Consider the following 21691-nt stretch of genomic DNA (forward strand, 5'->3'; position numbering starts at 1 on the left):
TTCAGCTCCTGGGCAGGTCGGGGTGGGCGTCGAAGAGGACGCCTTCGGCGAACAGGTCGTCGATCGTTTCCTGGCTCATCCCGCTCTCCGCGAGCACCTCGGCGGTGTGCTGCCCGAGCCAGGGCGCCGGGCCGCGGACGGCGAAGTCGAGGTTGCTGAACTTCACGGGCGGGCCGATGGTGCGCATCGGGCCGATGATCGGGTGCTCCAGCTCGACGATCATGTCGCGCGCCCGAACGTGCGGGTCGACGAGCGTTTGGTCGTAGGTCAGCACTTGCCCACCCGGAACACCGGCCTGGTCCAGCACTTCGATCCACTCGGCGGTGGTGCGGGTGGCGGTGATCGCCTCTATCTCGCGTTCGAGCTCGTCGATGTTGGCCATCCGGTCGGGCAGGGTCAGGAAGCGCGGGTCCGCGAGCCAGTCCGGGCGGTCGAGCACGTCAGTGGCGAGCCGTTTCCACAACCGGTCGTTCGCCGCGCCGATGGAGACGTAGCCGTCGGCGGTCCGGTATGCCTGGTACGGCGTCGAACGGCGGTGCCGGGTGCCGGTCGGCTGCGGGACCTCGCCCCCGCCGAAGAACGCGCCGGACTCCCACACCGTCCAGGCCAACGCGGCGTCCACCAGGGAGATGTCGATGTACTGCCCCTCGCCCGAGCGCTGCCGCAGCAGGTGCGCGGCGAGGATCGAATAGATCGCGGTGGCACCGGCGGCCAGGTCGTTGATGGCGATACCGACCTTGGCGGGCTGCCCGTCCGGTGCGCCCGTCATGCGCAGGAAGCCGACGGTGCCCTGCGCCATGATGTCGAAGCCGGGCCGGGTCTTGTAGGGGCCGGTCTGCCCGAAACCGCTGATCGAGCAGTAGATCAGATCGGGCTTGACCTCCCGCAACGCCTCGTAGCCGATCCCGAGCCGCTGCGCCACGCCGGGCCGGAAGTTCTCCATCACCACATCGGCATCCCGAACCAGCTCGACGAAGATCTCCCGGCCCCGGTCGGTCTTCAGGTCCAGGGAGACGCTCCGCTTGCTGCGGTTGGGCATCGCGAACGGGTAGCTCTCCCCGTTCACCTTGGGCGACATCCGGCGCGAGTCGTCGCCGGTGATCGGCTGCTCGAACTTGATCACGTCGGCACCGAGCTCGGCGAGCACCATCGAGCAGTACGGGCCGGAGAGGAAGCGCGTGAGATCGAGGATGCGAAATCCGTCCAGAGGGAGCATCGATTCTCGCTTTCCCGCGTTGTGGGATAATATGCCGCAATGCAGGAAGGGTAGGGCGGGTGATGTCGCATGGTCAATGATTCGATGCAACAGATCGGAAACACGGAGGTCTTTGATGACATCTGACGCGACGTCGCACCGCCCAGATCGCAGCTCGGTCCAGTCCATCGACCGCGCGGTGGCGATCCTGCGGTGCTTCGACGTGCGCCGACCCGATCTGGGCATCAGCGACCTCGCCCGGCGGACCGGACTCTCGACCAGCACAGTGCACCGCCTGCTGCTCGCGATGCAGGAGAACGGACTGGTGCGCCAGACCATCGAACGGCGGTACGCGTTGGGGCCGCTCGTCGTGCAACTCGCGCGCAGCGGCGGGATACCGGACACGCTGCGGGGCGCGGCGATGCCGGTGCTGCACAGGCTCCGCGACGCGCACGAGGAGACCGCGGCGGTGCACGAACTGCTGCCATCCGCGGAACGGGTCGTCATCGAGCAGGTGGAGAGCCGCCACGAATTGCGCCGGACCTACACGGAGTTCGGCATGCCGGTGCCGCTGCCGCAGGGCGCACCCGGCAAGGTGCTGCTGGCCTTCCTGCCCTGGGACCAGCAGGTCGCGGTGCTGGCCGAACCGATCGAGCAAATCACCCCGCAGACCATCACTGATCCCGAGACGCTGGCCGCGCAGCTAGCCGAGACGCGGATCCGGGGGTTCGCCACGTCGATGTCCGAGCGGACTCCGGGGATCCGGACGGTGGCGGCCCCGATCTTCGACTTCGGCGCTCGCGTCGTCGGTTGCCTCAGCGTCTCGGGCCCGGAGATGCGGATGCCGCTGAACCGGATGGAGCAGCTCGGCCCGGACGTCCTGGCCGCCGCGTGGTCGGTGTCAGAACTGCTGGGGGCGACGGCCGAGGAGCGCGATCGCTGCACGGCGCAGGCTTCGGCGCCAGCGCGGTGACCACGTCGAAACCGGCGAGCCTGTGGTCCATCGGCCCCTGGGTCTTCCTGCCCACGTTGCTCTTCGGCATCGGGCAGGGCGCGATCGCTCCGGCCGTCGCGCTCTCCGCGCGAGACCTCGGCGCCTCGGTGGCAACGGCGAGCCTGGTGGTCGCGGCCTCCGGACTGGGCCTGGTGGTGGGCGACATTCCCGCGGGTGCGCTCACCGCGCGAATCGGGGAACGCAAGGCCATGCTGCTGGCCTCGGTAGTCGCTTCGGCAGCACTCGTCGCCTGCCTGGCCGCCCCGGCGGTGTGGGCCCTGGCCCTGGCGATCGCGACGACCGGGCTGGCATCGGCTGTCTTCGCACTGGCGCGACAGGCTTATCTCAGCGACTTCGTACCGCTGCAACTGCGAGCGCGAGCGCTGTCCACACTGGGTGGCTGCCTGCGGATCGGCATGTTCGTCGGGCCCTTCCTGGGCGCCGCGGCGATGAAAGCCCTTGGCACCAACGGGGCCTACTGGGTGCACCTCGTCGCGCTGCTGCTCGCCGCCGTCGTGCTGGTCCGGCTGCCCGACCCGGTGCAGCTCCCGCCGTCCGGTCCCGGCACCGCCCGCGCATCAGCACCGCCGACCACGCTCGGCGTCATCCGCGACCACCTGCCGATCCTGCGCACGCTCGGCACGGGTGCGCTGCTCGTCGGCGCGGTCCGGGCGTCCCGGCAGGTGGCCATCCCCCTGTGGGCCCAGCACGTGGGGCTCGACCCGGCGACGACGAGTCTCGTCTTCGGCCTGTCGGGTGCTGTAGAAACCCTGCTGTTCTACCCCGCTGGCTTCGTGATGGACCGGTTCGGCCGGAAATGGGTGGCGGTCCCGTCGATGCTCGTCCTGGGGACCGCACACCTCGTTCTCCCGCTCACCCACGACATCGTCACGTTGGCTGGCGTCGCGATGCTGATGGGTGTCGGCAACGGGCTCGGTAGCGGCATCATCATGACCCTCGGCGCGGATGCCTCGCCCCCGGTCGGACGTGCTCAATTCCTCGGGGCCTTCAGGCTCTGCGCCGACCTCGGCAACGGCGCGGGACCGTTCCTGATAGCGGCTGTCACCACACTCGGCGGGCTGGCTCCGGCCATCCTGATGATGGGTGCTCTCGGGTTCGCGGGAGCCGCGGCGCTCAACCGGTGGATCCCACGCCCACCACCGAGCCGAAGTTAGCGCTCCGGCACGAGCTGCGGGCGATTTCGCGCGAAATCGCCCACTCAGCTCGGGATTACGGCTTGCGTCCCATGCCGCCGTAGGCGTTGCACGGCTTGTCCCGGCCAGCGTCGGACGGGTCTGGCCGCCACCGGTTGACCGGCACCATGCCGGGCTCGACCATTTCGAGTTCCGCGAAGCACTCGGCCAACTGTTCCGGCGTGCGCAGGTGGTAGGGGTGGCCCACCTCCGCCGCGCGGGCGACAGCAGCGATGTAGACCTCGTCATCGGTTCTGGCGCCGTCCAACAACACCAGATAGCTGCCTGATGGGACAGCGGCCATCAACCGGTCGAGGATCGATCGCATGGTTGCGTACTCGGGGGCGGCGTGGCCGAAGATGCCCAACAGCATGACCGCGATCGGCTCGTTGAAGTTCAGCACGTTCTGCGCGTCGGCGATGATCGTTTCGGGGTCCCGCACGTCGGCGTCGACGTAGGTCGTTACCCCTTCCGGCGTGGTGTTGGTCAGCAGTGCCCGTGCGTGGATCAGCACCAGCGGATCGTTGTCGACGTAGACGACCCGCGACTCCGGGGCGACGGATTGGGCGACCTCGTGGGTGTTCAGCTCGGTGGGCAGACCGGTGCCGATGTCGAGGAACTGCCGGATGCCAGCTTCGCCAGCCAGGTAGCGCACCGACCGGACGAGGAACTCCCGGCACTGCTGCGCGTAACGGCGGATGGTCGGGTCGGCCTTCGCGATTTCATCGGCGGCTTCCCGGTCCGCCGCATAGTTGTCCTTGCCCCCGAGCAGGGCATTCCAGACACGCGCCGGGTGCGGCCGGTCGGATCTGATCTTTTCGGCCAGTGCCGGATTCGCTGGCGGTTCATCGACCATGGGAATGAACTCCTCGTGCTTCGCTGGCGATCTTCATCAACGAGATTGCGGAACCACGGCGTCCTGTTCGGAAAGCCGGACGCCGAGCGCGCGTGCGACCGCCGTGGCGCACAAACCCGTCCTAAGATCCACTCGGTCACGATAACCCACCGGTGCTCAGTTCAGCGCCGCTCGGTCGTCACGGCAAAGCCGGGCGATATGCCGGATATCGGCGAATTTCCACCCTTGGCTTAGAACTCGCGCGGATTGGGCATGTCGAGGGGGTCGTCAGGCAAGCGGCGTCAGCCGCTTCCTCCCACCCTCGCAGCTTGCGCCGCCGCGGGTTCACGGTGGCCCACCCCTCTGGGGTTCTCCCCGCGAGGACAGCCCCGACGTGGTGCATTGGGCATACATGATGTCGGGGATCCCACAGCGAGAAGACCTCTGAGGTTCCGCCACCCGCACCGCCACGCAAGCCAATCCGCCCACCCTCTTGTTTGGAAGTTGCCCGATCCACATCGGACCTCCCGAGATCCACGCGGCTGGACCGAGACCGGATTCGCGGCCGGTGACCCGGTCCTGCTTGAGGTGCTAACCTGACGGCCGTCGGGGGCGGCGCCCTGGACGGATTTCCAGCAGGAACGTGGTGTGCGACTTCCAGTGGCAGCGCGTCTTCTCCAAGAGGGCAGGATCAGCGACCGAGCGTTAGCGAGGACAGCTGACGTCGCGCTCATCGCCACGGCCTTGACACGCGACAAGATGGGCTTCACTGATGGCTGATGCAGCCGCGGATCTTCCGGGACGCCTGTTAGCCGGGAAGACCGCTGTCGTCACCAGCGGCGGACGGGGCGCCGGACTCAGCATCGCGACGCTTCTCGCGGGCGCGCGCATCGAGCAGGTCCCAGCCGCGCTGGCAGAACCCGATGCTCCGACAGCCGTCGCAGCTCGTCCGAACCGCCGCGCACGTGCGAAGTGAGAAGGCGCCCGCCGGGCAGCGGCGGAGGCGGCGTTGGTCGCCTGGCTGGATCGTAGGCACCGCCGTGCTCTGCATCGCCGCAACCCTGTTCGGCGTGGTGGGTTATCAAGCGCTGGTGGAATCCGGGCATGGCTCCCACGTCTCGGGTCACGGGAGTCGTTATGTGGACCCGGCTTATTTCGCCAATGTCACCGACTTCCCAACCGCACCACCGGCACCTGCGGTGCGGCCCGGTGGCTCGACCGGCTACTGGCGCGTCGACTGCGGCCGAAACCAAGAAGGCAGGCACAATTCCGACAACGTCGTGATCAGTCCCGGCATGGTAGGCGGTGCGCACCACGTCCACGACTACGTCGGCAACGTCTCCACTGACGCGTTCTCGACGGATCAGAGCCTCGCCGCTGCTGGCACCACATGCGGGGGCGATGACAAGTCGACCTACTTCTGGCCTGTCATGCGCATTCCAGGCGGGACGACCGGTCCGGGGGCCTACGGCAAGATCCTGGTGCCCGATGCGGTGCTGATCGAGTACCGGGGCAACCCGCTGAGCGACGTCGTGCCGATGCCGCGCTTCCTTCGGGCGGGCACCGGCAATCCGCACGGCTACACCAGCGGTGGTGTTGGCACCGAGCACGTGCAGTGGAGTTGTTCGGGCAAACGGGAGCACGTCGGGCAGCAGTATCCCCGATGTCCGTCGGGGCAACAGGTGGTGCGGGTCTTCGATTTCCCGAGTTGTTGGAACGGTCGCACGACCGACAGCGCCGACCACCGTTCGCACCTGGTGTTCCCAGGTGCGAGTGGCGCGTGTCCGAGGGGCACGTTCCCGGTGCCGCGGCTGCACGTCGAACTCTCCTACACCCTGCCGCCCGGCGTGGACTACGCCATCGACACGTTTCCGGAGGAGCTCGACAGTCCGATCACCGACCACGCCTTCTACATCGACGTGACGTCGGAGGCGTCGATGGCGACGGTCGTGGACTGCGTGAACAGCGGTCGCCACTGCGACTCTTGATAGTGACCTCGGTCACATTCGCCGTTCGCCGTCGATCGCGCTGAACCGAATATCGCCGTCGTCCGTGTGGCGGGCGGAGGTGCAGGGATCCCGCATCGGTGGGGTTCAGGAGGGTGGTAGTGGATGGCCGGGTTGAGAACCCGTCATCGTCAGCAGGTCGCCGACGAGGCTCTCGTGCGCTCGCTGTTCGAGGAGCACGGCAAGGCGATGCTGGCGTATGCCACGAGGCTGCTCGGTGACCGTGCTGCCGCGGAGGACGTCGTGCAGGAAGCGCTGGTGCGCGCCTGGCGGCATCCCGACAGCCTGGTCAACGGGAAAGGCTCGGTACGGGGCTGGTTGCTGACCGTGGTGCGCAACCTCGTCACGGACAAGGTGCGAGCACGCGCCGCACGGCCAGCGGAAGTGGCGGAGACACCCAGCACTGTTGCGGTGGATCGTGACCACGCCGACCGGGTGGTGGACACGATGGTGGTAATGGCGGCTTTGGACAATCTGTCTCCCGAGCACCGCGAGGTGCTGGAACACGTTTACCTGCACGGCCGTTCCGTCGGGGAGACCGCCGAGGCGTTGGGGATACCACCGGGCACGGTGAAGTCGCGGTCGTACTACGGACTGCGCGCACTGCGAGAACATTTCCAGCCACAACGATTCGGGGCGGGGGTTGCGTGATGAGCACGTCGTACAACCACCATTTCGACCTCGAAGCGTTCGTGACCGGCGACGTGGACGCGGCGCAGCGCCGGGATGTCGAAGAGCACCTGGCGACCTGCGCGGAGTGCCGGGAGGAGGTGGAGTCGTTGCGTGAAATGGAGAAGTTCCTCGGAGAACTGCCGCCCGAGGCGCTGCTGGACGGGCCGCCGGACGACGCGGACTTGCTGCTGCAACGCACCTTGCGACAAGTGCGCTCGGAATCGTCCAATGCGCGGGGACGTGGTCGGTTGCTGACGTCGGCGGCAGCGGTGATGGTCGCGGCCGCCGCTTTGGGAGCAGGAGTGTGGATCGGCGGGTCGGGAGACGACAGCGGTTCGCACCTAGCCGCGCCTCCCCCGCCCGCGCCGACCACCGAGGCGACCGGGATCCGCTTCGCCAGCGGCACGAACTCCGCCACCGGCGCGCGGATCACCTTCCGCATGACCCCGGCTGTCGGCTGGACGCAGGTGAACGCGTCGGTCTCCGGAATCCCGGCAGGGGAGAAATGTCGGCTCGTGGTGATCGGCAAGGACGGCAGCCGTGAAGTCGCGGGCGGCTGGGTGGTGTCGAACAAGGGTGAGAAGGACGGCGTGAACCTCGACGGTTCGGCTCCCATCGATCCAGAGAACGTGTCCTCGGTGCTCGTCGAGAACACCGAGGGCCACGAGTTCGTGTCGGCCGCGTTGTAACCTCCGCCCACAGGCGCCTCCCGTCTCTCCATTTTGGACTTGAGACGGGAGGCGTCTTTTTGTTGCATGGAAAGGAGATTGCCAATACCTTCTTGTGACCGCGATCACAAACGTTCGATGAACCGCCCTTCGCCGGGCTCCGTGTGGATGGTGTCAACGGCTTAACGAACCGAAAAGCTGGCTCTCACAGGGAGAAACCACAATGCTTCGTAAACGAGTCGCGATTCTCGCTGTCCTGGTGGCGACCGGCGCTGCGGCACTGACCGGATGCACCGCGGCGGACGGACTGCGTGGCGCGCTCGCCGACCCGGGGACCGCGGAAGATCTGCGGTCCGCAGTCAGCTTCCTCAACGGTACCGCGAAAGACAACGGCGCGAACATGACCACGGGTGACATGTACAAGGGTCCGCGCGATGACAAACCGGCGTCGAAGTGGGTGCAGCTCACCCGCGGCTCCGCAGGGGGCCTTAGTCCGATCGTGCAAGACGCTGCTGGCCGGACGCTGTACCGCTTCGACGAGGACAGCAACAATCCGCCGAAGTCCAATTGCAACGACAAGTGCGCGAAGACCTGGTACCCGGTGCGCGTCGAACAAGGTTCACGCGTTTTCGTCAAGGGTGTTCCCGCCGAGGAAGTCGGCGTCCTGACACGCGCTGATGGCACCCGTCAGCTGACGCTGAACGGCTGGGGTCTCTACACCTTCAGCGGCGACAAGGAGCCGGGCGACACCAACGGCCAGGGCAAGGACAACACCTGGTTCGCCGTCACCCCCACCGGCGGCAAGGCGATGTCGGACAACGGTGGCAGCGATACCGACCAGGAGTCCAGCGCGCCGGAGCCGGACGTGACCCTCGGCGACGGCAGCGCGATCCTGGACAGCGGCAAGAACTTCAGCGAGCCCAACGGGTCCGTCGGCGTGGCAGGTCCGGGATGCGCCGAGGTTCCCCAACCCGACCTGGTGCGCTCGATCCAGCTCAACGGCGGCCCGGTGAAGCTCTGGAAGGGGCCGAACTGCACCGGCGAGTCGACCGTGATCATCGACAGCGTGGCCGACCTGGACACCATCGGCTTCGACAAGCAGGTGGCCTCCATCCGATTCGGCGACGAATGAGCCATCATCCGGGGGGGTAAGGGGGAAAGCGGAGCCGGAGCGTGCGCGGGGGCGCGCTCCGGCTCCGCCGCGTTTCGCCTCGTTGTCCATACAGGACCAGGACTGCCGCCGCGATCCCGCCGAGCCGTTGCGAGCCGCATGCCGACGGGTGTTATCGAAACGATAGTGAAGTTTGTAGGCGCAACAACTCATACTGGTTGGGTGGTCGATCAGTTGCACGGCGAGTACGAGAAAGCCCGAGGCCATCTCGGCGCCCTTAAGCAGTGCCTGGACAACCTCGATGTGAGTCCAGAGTGGAGCAATTCGCTGCAGCGGCTGGTCCGGGAACTGACCGACCAGCTTGAGCACGCCGTCGACCAGGCACAACCACCGCAAGCGCAACGGCGCCGTTACCAAACCAGGCCGCCACGGCTGCGGTAGAAGGTCGTGGCGAAATGGCGAATCTGGCGCTGAGCGCGGATTCAACCGCACGGTGCTGTTCTCGTGCGTTCCCCGGTGCGGCGGTATCAGCGCGGCGCGGCGAAATTCAGCACCGCCTCGACGAACGCCGCCGGATTCTCCTCCGGGATCCAGTGCGCCGTAGGTGGCACGCGCACCCCGGTGACGTCCTCGGCGACCTCGCGCGCCATCTCCGCCATGAGCTCTCCGGTCGTGCTGGTCATGCCGCCCATGGCCAGCACCGGTACGGCCAGCTTGCCGTGGCGCTCCAAGGCGGCGCGGTTGTCCGCGGCGTCCTGGTCGAAGGAGCGGTAGAGCTCGAAACCGGCCCGCATCGCACCCGGCGCGGAGTACGCCTCGACGTAGCCGTCGAAATCCTCCGGGGGGGATCGCCGACGGGTCGGCGATGCGTGCGTTGAAGAAAGCCTGCAGGTAGGCGCGTTCCCGCCCGGCGACCAGCATTTCGGCCACGTCGCGGGCACCGTGGAAGGCGAAGTACCACACCCGCGGATCGACGCGGATTCGATCGAACACGGCGGTGCCCGGCAGTGGGGCGTCCGCGAGGACGAGCGGAGCACCACGATCCACCGCAAGCCGAGGTCCGGCTCAACTGCCCGCGAGGTCCGCGGGGGTCGCCTCGGGCGTGCTGGCGGGGCGCCCGAGGCGATTGGAGATCTTCGCCGTGGTGACGAAGGAGATCGCGACTATGGCGATCAACAAGAGCCCAACAGTGATCACTCCGCCGTCGACCACCGGTTCCTCCGAGCCGATCTCCGCCCGGGCCGACCCGGTCAGGAACGTGAGCACGAACAGCACACCGAGACCCAGCACGGCCTCCACCGCGACGATTCGCGGAAACACGCGCACGGCCAGGCGGAACACCGAGCCTTCCGCACCGGCGGCGCGAGCATGCGCGATGCGCGGCATCAGGATGAACTCGTTCACCGCGCCGATCGTGACCATGGTGCCCACCAGAGATAGCTTGACCAGGAGGAACCGGCCGAACTCGGTGGTGAGCAGCGCACCGATGCCGCCGACGTACTTCCAGGCCAGCCACGATCCGCTGACCACCATGCCGCCCACGGCCGTCAGCGCGACGATGCTGAACCTCGACCAGATCTGCGCCCAGACGCCTCCCGCACCCGCGGTGAGGCCGCGATAGGCCGTGGCGACGAGAGTGAGCGTGGCGATCCCACCGACCCAAGTGGACACCGACAGCACGTGCACGTGGTCGAGGATGCTGCCCAGGACGCTGTCGAACGTTGACGCGCTCGGATCGGTCGGCACCCACGTGACGGCATAAGCGATGAAGGCGATGACGTAGCCCGCGCTGGCGATGCGCGAGGTGTTGCGGTGCAGGCTGGATTTCCAGAGGAAGATGAGCACCACCGCCGACAGCGCCCAAAGGCCGTACTGCAGCGCCGCCTCGGCACCAACGGATATCCACTCCCCGTCCTGCGCGGGCGCGGTGAGGTAGTCGATGACCCGCCCCGGGCGCACGGCCTCGGAGTACGGGATCTCATGGCCTTTGATCCGTGCTCCCTTCCCGGCGAGCTGGAAGTACAGCGCGACCAGGAACCACGTGCCGATGGCGGCGAGCACCAGCGCGGCGCGGCGGCGCAAGACGTCCCGGTCGCCCGGGTTCACCGACGAGCGGGCCAGTACGGGGCTCACCACCAGCACGTAGAGCAGAGTGCCCCCGAACGTCCCGATCAAGCCGACGAAGTAGGCGATCTTCGTGATGATCCGCCACGCCTCGGGTGCCGGGTTCGGATCTTCCGCCGCGAGTTGCGACAACACCTGTAACAGCACCGTCTCCTCCTCAGGCCGTTCAACCGGAGTAAACGTAGCAGCCACTACGAAGAATGACCACTATGTAGCGACCGCTACATACCCGCCTCGGTGATCAGCCTCCTGGGGACGCCGCCCCCGAACGCGTCGGACGATCAGCGCAAACGCGCCTCCGACGAATCGCAGCGCGGCTGCGACCTGATGGCGCAATTCGGCCACGCGACCTTGGCACCGGCAACGGCCCGGCCAACAATCCGAACACCAATGGCCGCTTGACTGGATGGACCAATCATCCAATGATCCCTCTGCTCAGTTCCCCGCCGATGTGGAGTGGGTGATCCGGCGATGAACGAAACATCCTCCTCGGAGGAGTCAAACTCCCGCAGCTCTGGCTCAGACTCCGCGAACGCCTCACGACGAACCGCGCTGAAGATGTTCGGCCTCGGCGGCGGCGCCGTTGCCGCCAGCGCCCTGCTGGCCGCCTGCAACGGCGTGCAGGACAGTTCCAGCGCCCAGGGCGGCGCATTCCCGCAGACCCCGTCATGGCGATTCGTGTTCATCAACCACGTCACGACGAACTCGTTCTTCGTCCCGACCAGGACCGGCATGGCCGACGCCGCCAAGCTGCTCGGCATCCAGGCTCCACAATGGACCGGATCCACGGAGGGCAACGTCGCGGAGATGGCCAACGCTTTCGCCACCGCGATCAACAGCAACGCCGATGGCATCGCGGTCTCGCTGACCGACAGCAACGCCTTCGTCGACCTGACCAAACAGGCGCTGGCCAAGGGAATCCCGGTCGTCGCCTACAACGCCAACGCGGCCAACAACTTCGCCCTGACCTACGTGGGCCAGGACCTGTACCACTCCGGCTTCCTGATGGGGCAACGCATCGCCAGGGACGTCACCTCCGGTGACATCCTGGTCGGCATCTCGCAGCCCGGCGGCAACAACGTGCAGCCCCGGCTGAACGGCATCGTCGACGCGCTGAAGCAGCACGCCCCCGCGGTCAACGTCATCTCCATCAACACCGGCGCCGAGCAGGCCGCCGAACTCAACGCGATCACCGCTGCCTACGACGGGCATCCCCAGGCCCGCGGGGTCTACGCGGTCGACGCGGGCAGCACCGCCTCGATCGCGCAACTGCTCACCAACCGCGGCCTGCAGGGCAAGGTGCGCGCCGGGGGTTACGACACGCTGGCCGACACGCTCAAGGGCGTCGACTCCGGGGCGCTGGACTTCACCATCGACCAGTCCGCGTACCTGCAGGGCTTCCTGGCGACGATGTACCTGTACCTGTTCCGGGTCTCCGGCACGCTGGTCTTCCCGCCGTCCACCGACACCGGTCTGGTGTTCGTGACCAAGGAGAACGTCGGCCCCTACGTGACGGCCGACAGCAAGTTCGAGGGCGGGTCGAAGAACGAGCAGGTGCCCATGCCGCAATCGATCCCACTGCCGTCGACCAACCAGTAGCGGCCGCTGCTGTCTGGACTGGAGGTCCAATGACGGACGCGCCTGCGCGGCACCGCCGCTCCGGCACCGCAGACGATCAACCACCCACCAGCGGCGAAAGCCCGATCACCCGACTGATCCACGTCCGCGAACTCAGCATCGTGCTCGTCACGATCGCGGCGGCGATCTACTTCAGCCTCACCAGCGGGCCGGGCTTCAACACCGTGGACAACTACCAGACAATCGCCCAGTACCTCGCGCCCTGGGCCATCGTCGCCGCCGGTGAGGTGATGCTGCTGATCTGCGGCGAGATCGACCTGTCAGCGGGCTTCGTGTTCACCCTCTCGCCGTTCGTGCTGATGCTGTTCATCAACAACTACACCCCCTTACCACTGGCGTTGCTCGCGACGCTGGTGGTGTGCGCGCTGATCGGGGTGATCAACGGCCTGATCCACACCAGGCTCAACATCCCGTCGTTCATCACCACGCTGGGCATGGCGTTCCTGCTGTGGGGCCTGTCGCTGATCATCTCCAACGGTTCGCCGGTCGCCGCGCCCACCGGGAGTTGGGTGACGGACGTCTTCGGTGGCTGGCGGTGGTCGGAGCTGCTGTGGTGCCTGGTGGTCGTGCTGGTGATGCAGACGGTGCTGTCGACCACCAGGTTCGGGATCTTCGTCAGAGCCGTGGGTGGTAACCGGATCGCCGCGGCCGAAGCCGGGATCCGCACCGAGCGCGTGAAGGTGATCAGTTTCGCGATCGTGAGCACGCTCGCGGGACTGGCCGGGATACTCCAGGGCATCCGGGTCGGCTCGTTCGACCCGACCAACGGCGGCTTCAACACGATGTTCTTCGCGGTGGCTTCGGCGGTCATCGGTGGCACCGCGCTGCTCGGCGGTTCCGGCACGGTCATCGGCGCGCTCTTCGGCGCGCTGCTGCTGGGCATCGTCTACGACGGGTTCAACCTGACCGGCATCAGCGCCAACGGGTTCTACGTCGTGCTCGGCGTCGCCATCCTCGTCGCGATGGCCCTGAACGTGTCCCTGGCGCGGCTGCGCGGGAGCCTGAACGCCGCAGCGCGGAGGCGATACGAGTGACGAACCTTCCCCCAAGCGGCGAGACACTGGAGCCGAGCGTGACTGACGAAGTGATGCGCGCCGAGGGCATCGGTAAGCGGTTCGGGCCGGTGAGCGCGTTGCGGGGCATCGACCTCGCCGTTCGCCGGGGCGAGATCCTGGGCCTGATCGGCGACAACGGAGCGGGGAAGTCAACGCTCATCAAGATTCTCACCGGATACCACCAGCCGGATTCCGGTCGCCTGCTGTTCGAGGGCGAGCAGTTGCAGTTGAAGTCCGTCACGCATGCGAGATCGCTGGGCATCGAGACGGTTTTCCAGGACCTCGCGCTGATCAACGACCTCCCGGTGTACCTCAACCTGCACCTGAACAAGGAGTTGACCTACAAACCGCTGCCGTTCCTGCGCCGTGCCGAGATGAAGCGCAGGGCGTGCGAGGCGCTGGACGCGATCGGCATCTCGATCCCGTCGGTCACCGCCGAGGTCGGTCAGCTCTCCGGCGGGCAACGGCAGGCCATCGCGGTGGCCAGGTCGGTGTATTCCAGCAATGTCAAGCTGTTGCTGCTGGACGAGCCGCTGGCGGCGATGGGCGCCAAGGAAGGCGGGATGATCCTGCGGCTACTCACGCAGCTCAAGCAGCGCGGCGACATCGCGATCATCCTGATCGCGCACAACTACGCCCAGGTGCTCGACGTCTGCGACCGGGTGAACCTCCTGCAACACGGCGAGATCACGTTCGACCGGGCCACGAAGGACACCTCGGTCACCGAACTGCTGGAACTGGTCCACACCGAGTACAAAGTGGACACCGCATAACCACGCCCGCCCCGCTCCGGCGGTCGATCCACCACGCGGCCTGGCGGGCGCTCGCGACCTCCAGAGGCGCAGCTTCGGCTCATGGACCGATGACCAGCTGACGCCGGACCAGCGCGACGCCGAGCGCGGTACCAAGCGCAACGGCGCCTGGTTGAGCTTCGATCCGGCCGCGGGCGAGCAGGTCGGCGCGTCGGTCGGGCTGTCCTACACCTCGGTGGACGGTGCCCGGCTCAACCGCACCGCTGAACAGCCGAAATCGTTCGACGCGGCCAGGAATGCCGCGCACGACACCTGGCGCGACGAGCTGAACCGGATGCGCGTCGCGGGCGGCACGACAGCCGACCAACGCACCTACTACAGCTCGCTCTACCGATCTCTGCTGCACCCGTCCATCGGGTCCGATGTGGACGGTTCCTACTGCGGTTTCGACGACCAGGTGCACCGCAGCAGCGATACGTACTACCAGATGCTCTCGCGGTGGGACACCTACCGCGCGCAGAACCAGCTGGTCGCGCTCCTGCACCCGGACAAGGCCGCGGACATGACGAAGTCCGTGCTCAAGATCTACCAGGAAGGCGGCTGGGTGCCCGCTGGGCGCTGGCCAGTGGTGAGACGAACGCGATGAGCGGCGACCCGGTGACGCCCTGGGTGGTCGACAACTACCGCCGTGGCCTGCTCGACGACCAGACCGCCCGTCAGCTGTTCGACGCGTTGTGGCGCAACGCCAACGAAGTCCCGGCTGATCAGTCGATCTTCCGCGGCCGCGACGGCAACCCCACCTACGTGAACAACGGCTGGGTCGGCTACCAGGACGTGCCGGGCCACACCTTCGGCGACAGCCGCCAGGCTGGCTCGGCCACCCTTGAGTACGCTCTCGGCGACTGCGCACTGTCGACAATGGCGCAAGGACTGGGTTACGCCGACAAGGCGAAGACGCTGCGGGAAACGCCGTCGGGGCCACCTCGCGAGTGGCCCCGACGGGCCGTCACCAGCGGGCGGTGCGCAGGTAGTCGTAGCCGACCCTGGCGGTGCTTAGCGGGTCGGTTGGGTTGTCGTGTTCCACTATGTACTCGTTTACCCGTGCGTGGTCGAAGATCTCCGGGAAGTCGATGGTTCCGGTTCCCGGATCCGTCATGCCACCGTCTTCGGCGCGGTCCTTGACGTGCAACTGGCGGATGCGGTCGCGGTTCTCGTCGATCAGCGCCAGCACGTCCTGCCCGGCGTGCACCGCCCAGTAGATGTCCAGTTCGAAGTGGACGACTGCGGGATCGGTGCGTGCGAGCAAGATGTCGTACGGGCGTTCGGCGTCGACCGGGGTGAACTCGTGGTCGTGGTTGTGGTAGCCGAACTGCAACCCCGCCGCGCGGCATTTGTGCCCCGCATCGTTGAGTTGGTCGGCGAAGCCGCGCCAGCCGTCGGCCGTGTCGAATTCGGCGAAGGGGACGACGAGGAAGCGGTGCCCGAGGGTGCGCGCGTCCTCGATCAGCGAGTCGATGCCTCCTTCCAGTCCGGCATGGCCGGAGCTCGCCTCCAGACCGCAGTCGTCGAGGATCGTCCGGAACTTGGCCGCGCTGAGACCGTGCGTGCCAGCGGTCTCAACCGTGCGATAGCCGATGTCCGCCAGCTGGCGCAGTGTTCCCGGCACGTCAATATCCAGCAGTGAACGAAGGGTGTAGAGCTGGATGCTGATGGCCTTCGGCGGGATGCGGCCGGGGCGCGTGGCGGCGATGCCGGACACGCCAGCGGCGGTGAGCAGGGCGGCGGTCTGCAACAGGGTTCGACGGGGCAGCGACATTGCTCGTCCTTTCGATGGTTCGGTTGCAGGACTTGTCTTCTCAGCGGATCCCCGACAGTTGCAGCACCAAATCGTGCACGTCGGTCGCGGCTAATCGGCCGGTGCGTTCGACATCGGTCGGGACGTGGGGATCCGAGCACAGCAGGACCGGGCCGTCGTCCGGGTTGTCCGGCAGGCGCCCGTGCGAGCCTTGGACGAAGCGGCCGTCGAGCGGGACGACGTTCATGGCGTAGCGCAGACCCGTCTTCTTCTTCAGCAGGTTCATCGCGGCCTTCGCCCGCACCCAGCGGTCGTCGGGGTCGAGGAACAACTCGGCGGGGTCGTAACCGGGTTTGCGGTGGATCTCCACTCCCCTGCCGAAATCGGGTGCCCGCTGGTCGTCGAGCCAGTAGTAGTAGGTGAACCACGAGTCGGGCTCGGCGACGGCGACGAGGTCACCGGCTCGCGGGTGGTCGAGTCCGAACTTGGCCTGCCCGGCGCGGTCGAGCACCTCATCGACACCTGGCTGCGCGGCGACCAGGTCGCGGACGCGTGCCACGTCTGCGTCGTCGCGGAGGTAGAGGTGGGCCACTTGGTGGTCGGCGACAGCGAAGGCTCGCGAGGTCCAGGGGTCCAGGTATTCCATCCCCGCCTGGGTGTAGACCTCCAGCATGCCCTCCTGACGCAGGGCTCGGTTGAGGTGCACTTGCCGCTGCACTGGGGTGATGCCGTACTCGCTGAGCACCACGACGGTCGCCCCGGCGCCGCGCGCATCAGCCAGCAGTCCGGCCAGTGCCTGATCGACTTCGACGGCGGCCGCGCGGGCTTGCGGGCCGCGCGGGCCGTACCGCTGCAAGTCGTAGTCCAGGTGCGGGACGTAGCACAGCAGCAGATCGGGCCGGTGGCGGTGCAGGATCCGGCGCGCTGCGGCGGCGATCCACCGGGTGGAGGCGATCCCGGCGGTCGGACCCCAGTAGTTGAACAGCGGGAAAGCGCCGAGCTCCGCGGTGAGTTCGTCGTGCAGTTCCGGCGGGCGGGCGTAGCAGTCCGGGGACTTGCGGCCGTCGGCGTGGTAGATCGGGCGCGGGGTGATGGTGAAGTCCGTGGTCGCGCCCATCGCGTACCACCAGCACACGTTCGCCGCCGTGTAGCCGGGATGGCTGCGGCGCGCGGTTTCCCACACCTTCTCGCCACCCACCAGGCGGTTGTGCTGCCGCCACAGGAAAACCTCGCCCAGTTCGCGGAAGTACCAGCCGTTGCCGACGATGCCGTGCTCGGCGGGCATCGTGCCGGTCAGGAAGGTGGACTGGGCGCTGCAAGTCACCGCGGGGAGCACGGTGCCCAGCTCCGCCTTCCACCCGTCTTCGGCGACGGAGCGCAGGTTGGGCATGTGGTCGAGCAGCGCCGGGGTCAGGCCCACGACGTCGAGCAGCACGACGGGTTTCATGGGGCCTCCAAGGTGTCGAGGAGTCGCTGGGTGAAGGCGAGCTCGGCCGCGATACCGTCGGCCAGGTCGTCGGGCTGTTCCGGCAGCACGTTCCAGGTGTAGGTCTCGACCTCGATGTCCGGGCGCGGATCCAGCAGCGCGGCGACGACGTCCCGGAGCACGTCGGTCGTCGGGCGCAACGCGGAGTCGGCCGCCCAGTGCACCGGGACGTGGAAGTGCACCCGCCACGGCCCGGTGCCGGGAAGCTGGTCGAACGCCTGCGGGAGGTCGTCGGCGGAGCGGATCCCGTCGGCGGCACGCTCCCGCACCTGGTGCAGGTAGCGGGGTTCGGCGTAGCGGGCGAGTTCGGCACGGGCCGCGACCGGGTCGTCGACGTGCAACGCGGCCGACGCCTGGACTTTGACGATGTCGATGCCGCTGTCAGCGATCGCGCGCACCGTCGCAGTCGGGTCGGCGAACGACACCGCGAGGTGGCAGGTGTCCAAGCACAGTCCAATGTGGTCGGTGTCGCAGCCCGGCAACCAACCCAGCGCGTCGGCCACGTTGTCCAACAGGCAGCCGGGTTCGGGTTCGATGGCGAGCCGGATCCGCCGACCGGTCCGGCCTGCCAGCGTGCGCAGCTGCGCCGCGGCTTCGTCCAGGTGACGACGGGCTGCCGCCTCGTCGTGGGCGGACCAGGGCTCCCGCCATCCCAGCGGCAGGGTCGAGATGCTGCCGCGGCCGCCTTCGGGCAGCAGCTCGGCCAGCACCTCGGCGCAGTGCAGGGTGTAGCGCAGCCGATCCGGTTCGGTCCAACGCGGCTCGTACACCCGGTGCTTCACGACCGGATCGTGGAATCCCCGGTACGGGAAGGCGTTTAGGGTGACGGCAGCTAGCCCGTGGGCGTCCAGTTCGGACCTCAGCCGACGCAGCGCCGCGTGATCGGTGGCCAGTTGCTCGGCCAGATCCGCAGCCAACCACAGGCCAACGCCGAGCGTGTCGACGCCGAGTTCGACGCGAGCAGGCGCGGCATAGCGCGCGAGTTGCGCGCAAACCCCGGCGAGATCTTCGGCCGGGTGGACGTTCGTGCAGTAGGACAGCATCGTCTCACTCCTGCGGCCGGGCCCCGCGCAGCACTGAATTGCCAGCGAAAGTCGTTGTCTCGGCGGTGAATCCGGGCAGCGGATCGAGGTTCAGCCGTCCGCTCTGCCCGTAGAAGGCGACCGGATTGCGCCACAGCACCTCGTCGACGTCGGCTTCGGTGAACCCGGCGCGGAGCATGGCGTCACCGGTGGCGCGGGTCTTCAACGGGTCCGAACGCCCCCAGTCCGCGGCGGAGTTGACCAGCACCCGATCCGTGCCGTGCTCGCGCAACAGCGCGACCATGCGTTCCTCGTCCATCTTGGTGTCCGGGTAGATCGAGAAACCCATCCAGCACCCGGTGTCCACCACCAGGCCGATGGTGACCTCGTTGAGGTGGTCGACGAGCACCCGCTCCGGTGGCAGCCCGGATTCGCGCACCACGTCGAGGGTTCGGCGGGTGCCGGACGGTTTGTCGCGGTGCGGGGTGTGCACCAGGACCGGTAGATCGGCCTCGGCGGCCAGTTCGAGCTGGCGGGCGAACGCGTCGTCCTCCTCCGGCGTCATCGAGTCGTAACCGACCTCGCCGACCGCCACCACACCGTCCTTGGCGAGGTAGCGGGGCAGCACGTCGAGCACTTCGCGGCAGCGCGGATCGTTGGCCTCCTTGGGGTTGAGCGCGATGGTCGCGTGGTGGCGGATGCCGAACTGCGCGGCGCGGAAGCGCTCCCAGCCGATCAGCGAGTCGAAGTAGTCGGTGAACGACCCGACGTTGGTGCGCGGCTGGCCGAGCCAGAACGCAGGCTCGACCAGCGCGCGGACCCCGGCGGCGTGCATCGCCTCGTAGTCGTCGGTGGTTCGGGAGGTCATGTGGATGTGCGGGTCGAAGATGCGCATCAAACCTCCAGGATCGCGTGGGCATCATCTGGCACGCTGCGCCCGGCGGCGCGGCGCTCGGCGGCGAAGTCGGCGACCATCCGGCGGAGTTCGCCGTCGGTGCGCCGCCGCCAGTCGGCGACCGCGGCCAGCGGCACGCCGGTGAACAGGCACTTGAGCACGCCGTGCCGCCAAGAATGGTCGTCGAGGTGCTGGGCGAACGGGCCGAGGGCCGCGGCGATGAGCCGCACGTCGTTGGTGCGCAAGGCATCTCGAACCAAGTCGATACCGGTTTCGACGAGCTCCGGGGCCCCGCCGAGCCGTCCCAGGGCGCGCAGCACGCCGCGACGTTCGGCGTCGTCGCCGTAGCGGTACAGCGTCGCGACTTCCGCCGCGAGCTGGTCGGGTTCGGTTCGTTCGGCCAGGGTTCGCAGCAGTTGCCCGCGTGCCCGGTCGTCGACGGTGCCGCGCACCAGCCCGTGCGGATCGGTCCGGTCGATGGGATGACGGCCGACGTGGCGGCCGACCGCGGGGAACAACGTCGCGATGCGCACCGGGTCCCGACGCACCTCGTCGAGCGCTTCGGCCAGCCACGGCTGCCACGCCTGGCGCAGGGCACCCATCGCGCGGCTCGCGACCTGCGGGGCGGCGTGGCTGTGCCGGGGCAGTTCGACGGCCGCGAGCCCGGTGAACCCGACCTCGTCCAGCGCCTCCAGCGTGCCGACCAGGTCGAGTTCTCCCGCGCCGAACTCCAGGTGTTCGTGCACCCCGCGCCGCATGTCGTCGAGCTGCACGTGGACCAGCAGGTCTTGCAACCGCCGGACGCACCCGGCAGCGGTGTCCTCCTCCACCGCGACGCAGTGGCCGACGTCGAGCGTGATGCCCAGCGGCTCCGGATCGCCGAGCCGCCTGCGGATTTCCAATGCGTCATCGACGGTTTCGACGAACATGCCCGGCTCGGGCTCCAGCCCGAGGCGCACCCCGCGCCCCGCAGCTTCCTCGACCACCAGGGCCGTGCCGTCGACCAGTTGCCGCGCCGCCGCAGTCCGATCCGCATCGGACGGTCGGATCCCGGACCAGAACGACACCACCTCCGCGCCGAGGTCTGCGGCGATGCGCACCGCCCGCCGCAGGAAGTCCACCCGGCGTTCGCTGTCCGCCGATACCAGCGTCGGGTGGTGTTTGACGTGCGGGTCCAGCAGGTAGCGCGCACCGGTCTCGACCACCACCGACAGGCCGAGCCGGGTCAGCAGGGCGCGCACCCGGCGCACCTGTTCGGCCAGGTCATCGGCGAACGGGTCCAGGTGGTGGTGGTCGAGCGTCAGCGCCACCCCGTCGTAGCCGAGGTCGGCGATCAGGTGCACGGCGTCCACCAGCCGGTGGTTGGCGAATCCGTTGGTGCCGTACCCGAAGCGCAGTCCGGTCACGTCGCCGACACCTTCCTCCCGAAGTACCGCACCGCTGGCAGCACCGCCGCGAGCAGCGCCGCGGACCGGAGGTCGCGGCGTGCGATCAGGGCGATCTGCAGCGGAACCATGCCGTGGATGCCAGCTCGGGTCGCGTCCCGGACGTTGCCCGCCGCAGGGCTCCGGTACGCGCGGAGCTGAGCGGTCCCGACCTGTGCCGCGTACAACGCTGATGCGGCGAGTGCCGCGATGCGGTGGCGACGGGATGTGCAGCGGCCAGCGGCCGTCACCGCTGCGGTCAGCGCCGTGGTGCCGAGCGCGGCGGCAACCGTGCGGCGGTCCGCACCGCTGACCTCGCCGCGCGACAGCGCGGTGACCGAGCACGTATGCACCGCAAGGACACCCGCCACTGGCCACGATTCGCGGGCTCCACCCGCGCCCAGCAGCACGTCGAGTCCGCGGCACACTGCCATCCCGGCCGGACCGGCCGCGCCGCGCTTGAACACCGTGTCGTAGCCGATGACGGCCGCAGCCAACGCCGCTGCCAGTCGTCCTTCGGCTCGTCCCGCTGCCGCTCCGGCGATCAGTCCGCAGGATGCGAGCACCGCTGCGATACCGACCGCTTCGTCCGCGCTGACCAGTCCGGACGGGATGGGCCGCTCCGGGCGCTCCACGGCGTCGAGTTCCCGATCCGCCCAGTCGTTGAGGGCCATTCCGGTCCAGTAGAGCGCGACCGAGGCCACCGGCAGCAGCGCACGGCGGCCCCGCAACGGCCGCCCAGCCGCCACCGCGCCGACCGCGGTGTCGCCGAGCACGGTCAGTGCGGCAGGCGCGCGAGTCAGCGCGACCAGCGTCCGCAGCCGGT

The 21691-nt window shown here is 68.1% G+C and carries 21 protein-coding genes and 1 pseudogene; 12 read left to right on the forward strand and 10 right to left on the reverse strand.

Annotated features, from left to right (window positions below; genetic code table 11):
* Window position 1: 1 nt before the first annotated feature.
* Complete coding sequence (locus tag MOQ72_RS05625) at window positions 2–1216, reverse strand: CaiB/BaiF CoA transferase family protein (protein WP_242180998.1); 1215 nt, start codon at window positions 1214–1216, stop codon at window positions 2–4.
* A 115-nt stretch (window positions 1217–1331) separates the two neighbouring features.
* On the opposite strand from MOQ72_RS05625, the gene MOQ72_RS05630 reads away from it, so the two are divergent.
* Entirely contained in the window at window positions 1332–2168 is an 837-nt protein-coding gene (locus tag MOQ72_RS05630) for an IclR family transcriptional regulator (RefSeq protein WP_242180999.1), read from the forward strand.
* The gene (locus tag MOQ72_RS05635; RefSeq protein ID WP_242181000.1) at window positions 2165–3364 is read left to right on the forward strand and encodes an MFS transporter; all 1200 of its coding nucleotides are present in this window, start codon (window positions 2165–2167) and stop codon (window positions 3362–3364) included. The genes MOQ72_RS05630 and MOQ72_RS05635 overlap by 4 nt, the downstream gene beginning before the upstream one ends.
* 55 nt (window positions 3365–3419) lie before the next feature.
* Here the strand turns inward: MOQ72_RS05635 and MOQ72_RS05640 are convergent, their stop codons facing one another.
* Entirely contained in the window at window positions 3420–4238 is an 819-nt protein-coding gene (locus tag MOQ72_RS05640) for an SAM-dependent methyltransferase (RefSeq protein ID WP_242181001.1), read from the reverse strand.
* A gap of 751 nt (window positions 4239–4989) precedes the next feature.
* On the opposite strand from MOQ72_RS05640, the gene MOQ72_RS05645 reads away from it, so the two are divergent.
* The 6 genes from MOQ72_RS05645 (at window position 4990) to MOQ72_RS05670 (ending at window position 9115) form a co-directional block, all read left to right on the forward strand.
* A complete protein-coding gene (locus MOQ72_RS05645) occupies window positions 4990–5193 on the forward strand; it encodes a hypothetical protein (protein ID WP_242181002.1) in 204 nt (67 codons plus the stop codon).
* Window positions 5183–6205, forward strand: a complete 1023-nt coding sequence (locus tag MOQ72_RS05650) for a DUF1996 domain-containing protein (RefSeq protein ID WP_242181003.1) — start codon at window positions 5183–5185, stop codon at window positions 6203–6205. The genes MOQ72_RS05645 and MOQ72_RS05650 overlap by 11 nt, the downstream gene beginning before the upstream one ends.
* A gap of 123 nt (window positions 6206–6328) precedes the next feature.
* A complete protein-coding gene (locus MOQ72_RS05655; protein ID WP_242181004.1) occupies window positions 6329–6874 on the forward strand; it encodes a sigma-70 family RNA polymerase sigma factor in 546 nt (181 codons plus the stop codon).
* Window positions 6874–7584, forward strand: a complete 711-nt coding sequence (locus MOQ72_RS05660) for an anti-sigma factor family protein (protein ID WP_242181005.1) — start codon at window positions 6874–6876, stop codon at window positions 7582–7584. The genes MOQ72_RS05655 and MOQ72_RS05660 overlap by 1 nt, the downstream gene beginning before the upstream one ends.
* A gap of 202 nt (window positions 7585–7786) precedes the next feature.
* Window positions 7787–8695 carry a hypothetical protein gene (locus tag MOQ72_RS05665; RefSeq protein ID WP_242181006.1) on the forward strand — a complete coding sequence of 303 codons (909 nt, stop codon included), beginning with the start codon at window positions 7787–7789 and terminating at the stop codon, window positions 8693–8695.
* Between the two features lie 201 nt (window positions 8696–8896).
* Window positions 8897–9115 (forward strand): hypothetical protein, encoded by a 219-nt coding sequence (locus MOQ72_RS05670; protein ID WP_242181007.1) that lies wholly within the window; start codon window positions 8897–8899, stop codon window positions 9113–9115.
* An 86-nt stretch (window positions 9116–9201) separates the two neighbouring features.
* Here MOQ72_RS05670 and MOQ72_RS05675 read toward each other — a convergent pair whose 3' ends face one another.
* A complete protein-coding gene (locus tag MOQ72_RS05675; RefSeq protein ID WP_242181008.1) occupies window positions 9202–9615 on the reverse strand; it encodes an alpha/beta fold hydrolase in 414 nt (137 codons plus the stop codon).
* Between the two features lie 124 nt (window positions 9616–9739).
* Window positions 9740–10945 carry a CopD family protein gene (locus MOQ72_RS05680; RefSeq protein WP_242181009.1) on the reverse strand — a complete coding sequence of 402 codons (1206 nt, stop codon included), beginning with the start codon at window positions 10943–10945 and terminating at the stop codon, window positions 9740–9742.
* A gap of 324 nt (window positions 10946–11269) precedes the next feature.
* On the opposite strand from MOQ72_RS05680, the gene MOQ72_RS05685 reads away from it, so the two are divergent.
* From MOQ72_RS05685 to MOQ72_RS05700, 4 genes and pseudogenes are all read left to right on the forward strand, one after another.
* On the forward strand, window positions 11270–12397 hold the full coding sequence (locus MOQ72_RS05685; RefSeq protein ID WP_242181010.1) for a substrate-binding domain-containing protein: 1128 nt from the start codon (window positions 11270–11272) through the stop codon (window positions 12395–12397).
* A 29-nt stretch (window positions 12398–12426) separates the two neighbouring features.
* Window positions 12427–13470, forward strand: coding sequence for an ABC transporter permease (locus MOQ72_RS05690; RefSeq protein WP_242181011.1), 1044 nt, complete (start codon window positions 12427–12429; stop codon window positions 13468–13470).
* A 38-nt stretch (window positions 13471–13508) separates the two neighbouring features.
* Complete coding sequence (locus tag MOQ72_RS05695) at window positions 13509–14264, forward strand: ATP-binding cassette domain-containing protein (RefSeq protein WP_242181012.1); 756 nt, start codon at window positions 13509–13511, stop codon at window positions 14262–14264.
* A 214-nt stretch (window positions 14265–14478) separates the two neighbouring features.
* A pseudogene (locus MOQ72_RS05700) lies at window positions 14479–15149 on the forward strand (glycoside hydrolase domain-containing protein); the annotation flags it as partial.
* A 100-nt stretch (window positions 15150–15249) separates the two neighbouring features.
* Here the strand turns inward: MOQ72_RS05700 and MOQ72_RS05705 are convergent.
* The 6 genes from MOQ72_RS05705 to MOQ72_RS05730 are packed head-to-tail and all read right to left on the reverse strand — an operon-like array spanning window position 15250 to window position 21686.
* Window positions 15250–16059, reverse strand: a complete 810-nt coding sequence (locus MOQ72_RS05705; RefSeq protein ID WP_242181013.1) for a sugar phosphate isomerase/epimerase family protein — start codon at window positions 16057–16059, stop codon at window positions 15250–15252.
* A 40-nt stretch (window positions 16060–16099) separates the two neighbouring features.
* The gene (locus tag MOQ72_RS05710) at window positions 16100–17485 is read right to left on the reverse strand and encodes an alkaline phosphatase family protein (RefSeq protein WP_242181014.1); all 1386 of its coding nucleotides are present in this window, start codon (window positions 17483–17485) and stop codon (window positions 16100–16102) included.
* Window positions 17482–18567: a metabolite traffic protein EboE gene (gene eboE, locus MOQ72_RS05715; RefSeq protein WP_242181015.1), complete on the reverse strand. Its 1086-nt coding sequence runs from the start codon at window positions 18565–18567 to the stop codon at window positions 17482–17484. The genes MOQ72_RS05710 and eboE overlap by 4 nt, the downstream gene beginning before the upstream one ends.
* 4 nt (window positions 18568–18571) lie before the next feature.
* A complete protein-coding gene (locus MOQ72_RS05720; protein ID WP_242181016.1) occupies window positions 18572–19441 on the reverse strand; it encodes a TatD family hydrolase in 870 nt (289 codons plus the stop codon).
* Entirely contained in the window at window positions 19441–20847 is a 1407-nt protein-coding gene (locus MOQ72_RS05725) for an EboA domain-containing protein (protein WP_242181017.1), read from the reverse strand. The genes MOQ72_RS05720 and MOQ72_RS05725 overlap by 1 nt, the downstream gene beginning before the upstream one ends.
* Window positions 20844–21686, reverse strand: a complete 843-nt coding sequence (locus MOQ72_RS05730; RefSeq protein ID WP_372495296.1) for an SCO3242 family prenyltransferase — start codon at window positions 21684–21686, stop codon at window positions 20844–20846. Before MOQ72_RS05730 ends, MOQ72_RS05725 begins: the two co-directional genes overlap by 4 nt.
* Window positions 21687–21691: the final 5 nt, after the last annotated feature.

It is taken from the genome of Saccharopolyspora soli (genome assembly GCF_022678645.1).
Classification (GTDB): domain Bacteria; phylum Actinomycetota; class Actinomycetes; order Mycobacteriales; family Pseudonocardiaceae; genus Saccharopolyspora; species Saccharopolyspora soli.

Coding starts and splice junctions, on each gene's coding strand:
- MOQ72_RS05625 (WP_242180998.1), bottom strand. CDS start 1,216: ATGCTCCCTCTGGACGGATTTCGCATCCTCGATCTCACGCGCTTCCTC.
- MOQ72_RS05630 (WP_242180999.1), top strand. CDS start 1,332: ATGACATCTGACGCGACGTCGCACCGCCCAGATCGCAGCTCGGTCCAG.
- MOQ72_RS05640 (WP_242181001.1), bottom strand. CDS start 4,238: ATGGTCGATGAACCGCCAGCGAATCCGGCACTGGCCGAAAAGATCAGA.
- MOQ72_RS05645 (WP_242181002.1), top strand. CDS start 4,990: ATGGCTGATGCAGCCGCGGATCTTCCGGGACGCCTGTTAGCCGGGAAG.
- MOQ72_RS05655 (WP_242181004.1), top strand. CDS start 6,329: ATGGCCGGGTTGAGAACCCGTCATCGTCAGCAGGTCGCCGACGAGGCT.
- MOQ72_RS05660 (WP_242181005.1), top strand. CDS start 6,874: ATGAGCACGTCGTACAACCACCATTTCGACCTCGAAGCGTTCGTGACC.
- MOQ72_RS05665 (WP_242181006.1), top strand. CDS start 7,787: ATGCTTCGTAAACGAGTCGCGATTCTCGCTGTCCTGGTGGCGACCGGC.
- MOQ72_RS05685 (WP_242181010.1), top strand. CDS start 11,270: ATGAACGAAACATCCTCCTCGGAGGAGTCAAACTCCCGCAGCTCTGGC.
- MOQ72_RS05690 (WP_242181011.1), top strand. CDS start 12,427: ATGACGGACGCGCCTGCGCGGCACCGCCGCTCCGGCACCGCAGACGAT.
- MOQ72_RS05705 (WP_242181013.1), bottom strand. CDS start 16,059: ATGTCGCTGCCCCGTCGAACCCTGTTGCAGACCGCCGCCCTGCTCACC.
- MOQ72_RS05710 (WP_242181014.1), bottom strand. CDS start 17,485: ATGAAACCCGTCGTGCTGCTCGACGTCGTGGGCCTGACCCCGGCGCTG.
- eboE (WP_242181015.1), bottom strand. CDS start 18,567: ATGCTGTCCTACTGCACGAACGTCCACCCGGCCGAAGATCTCGCCGGG.
- MOQ72_RS05720 (WP_242181016.1), bottom strand. CDS start 19,441: ATGCGCATCTTCGACCCGCACATCCACATGACCTCCCGAACCACCGAC.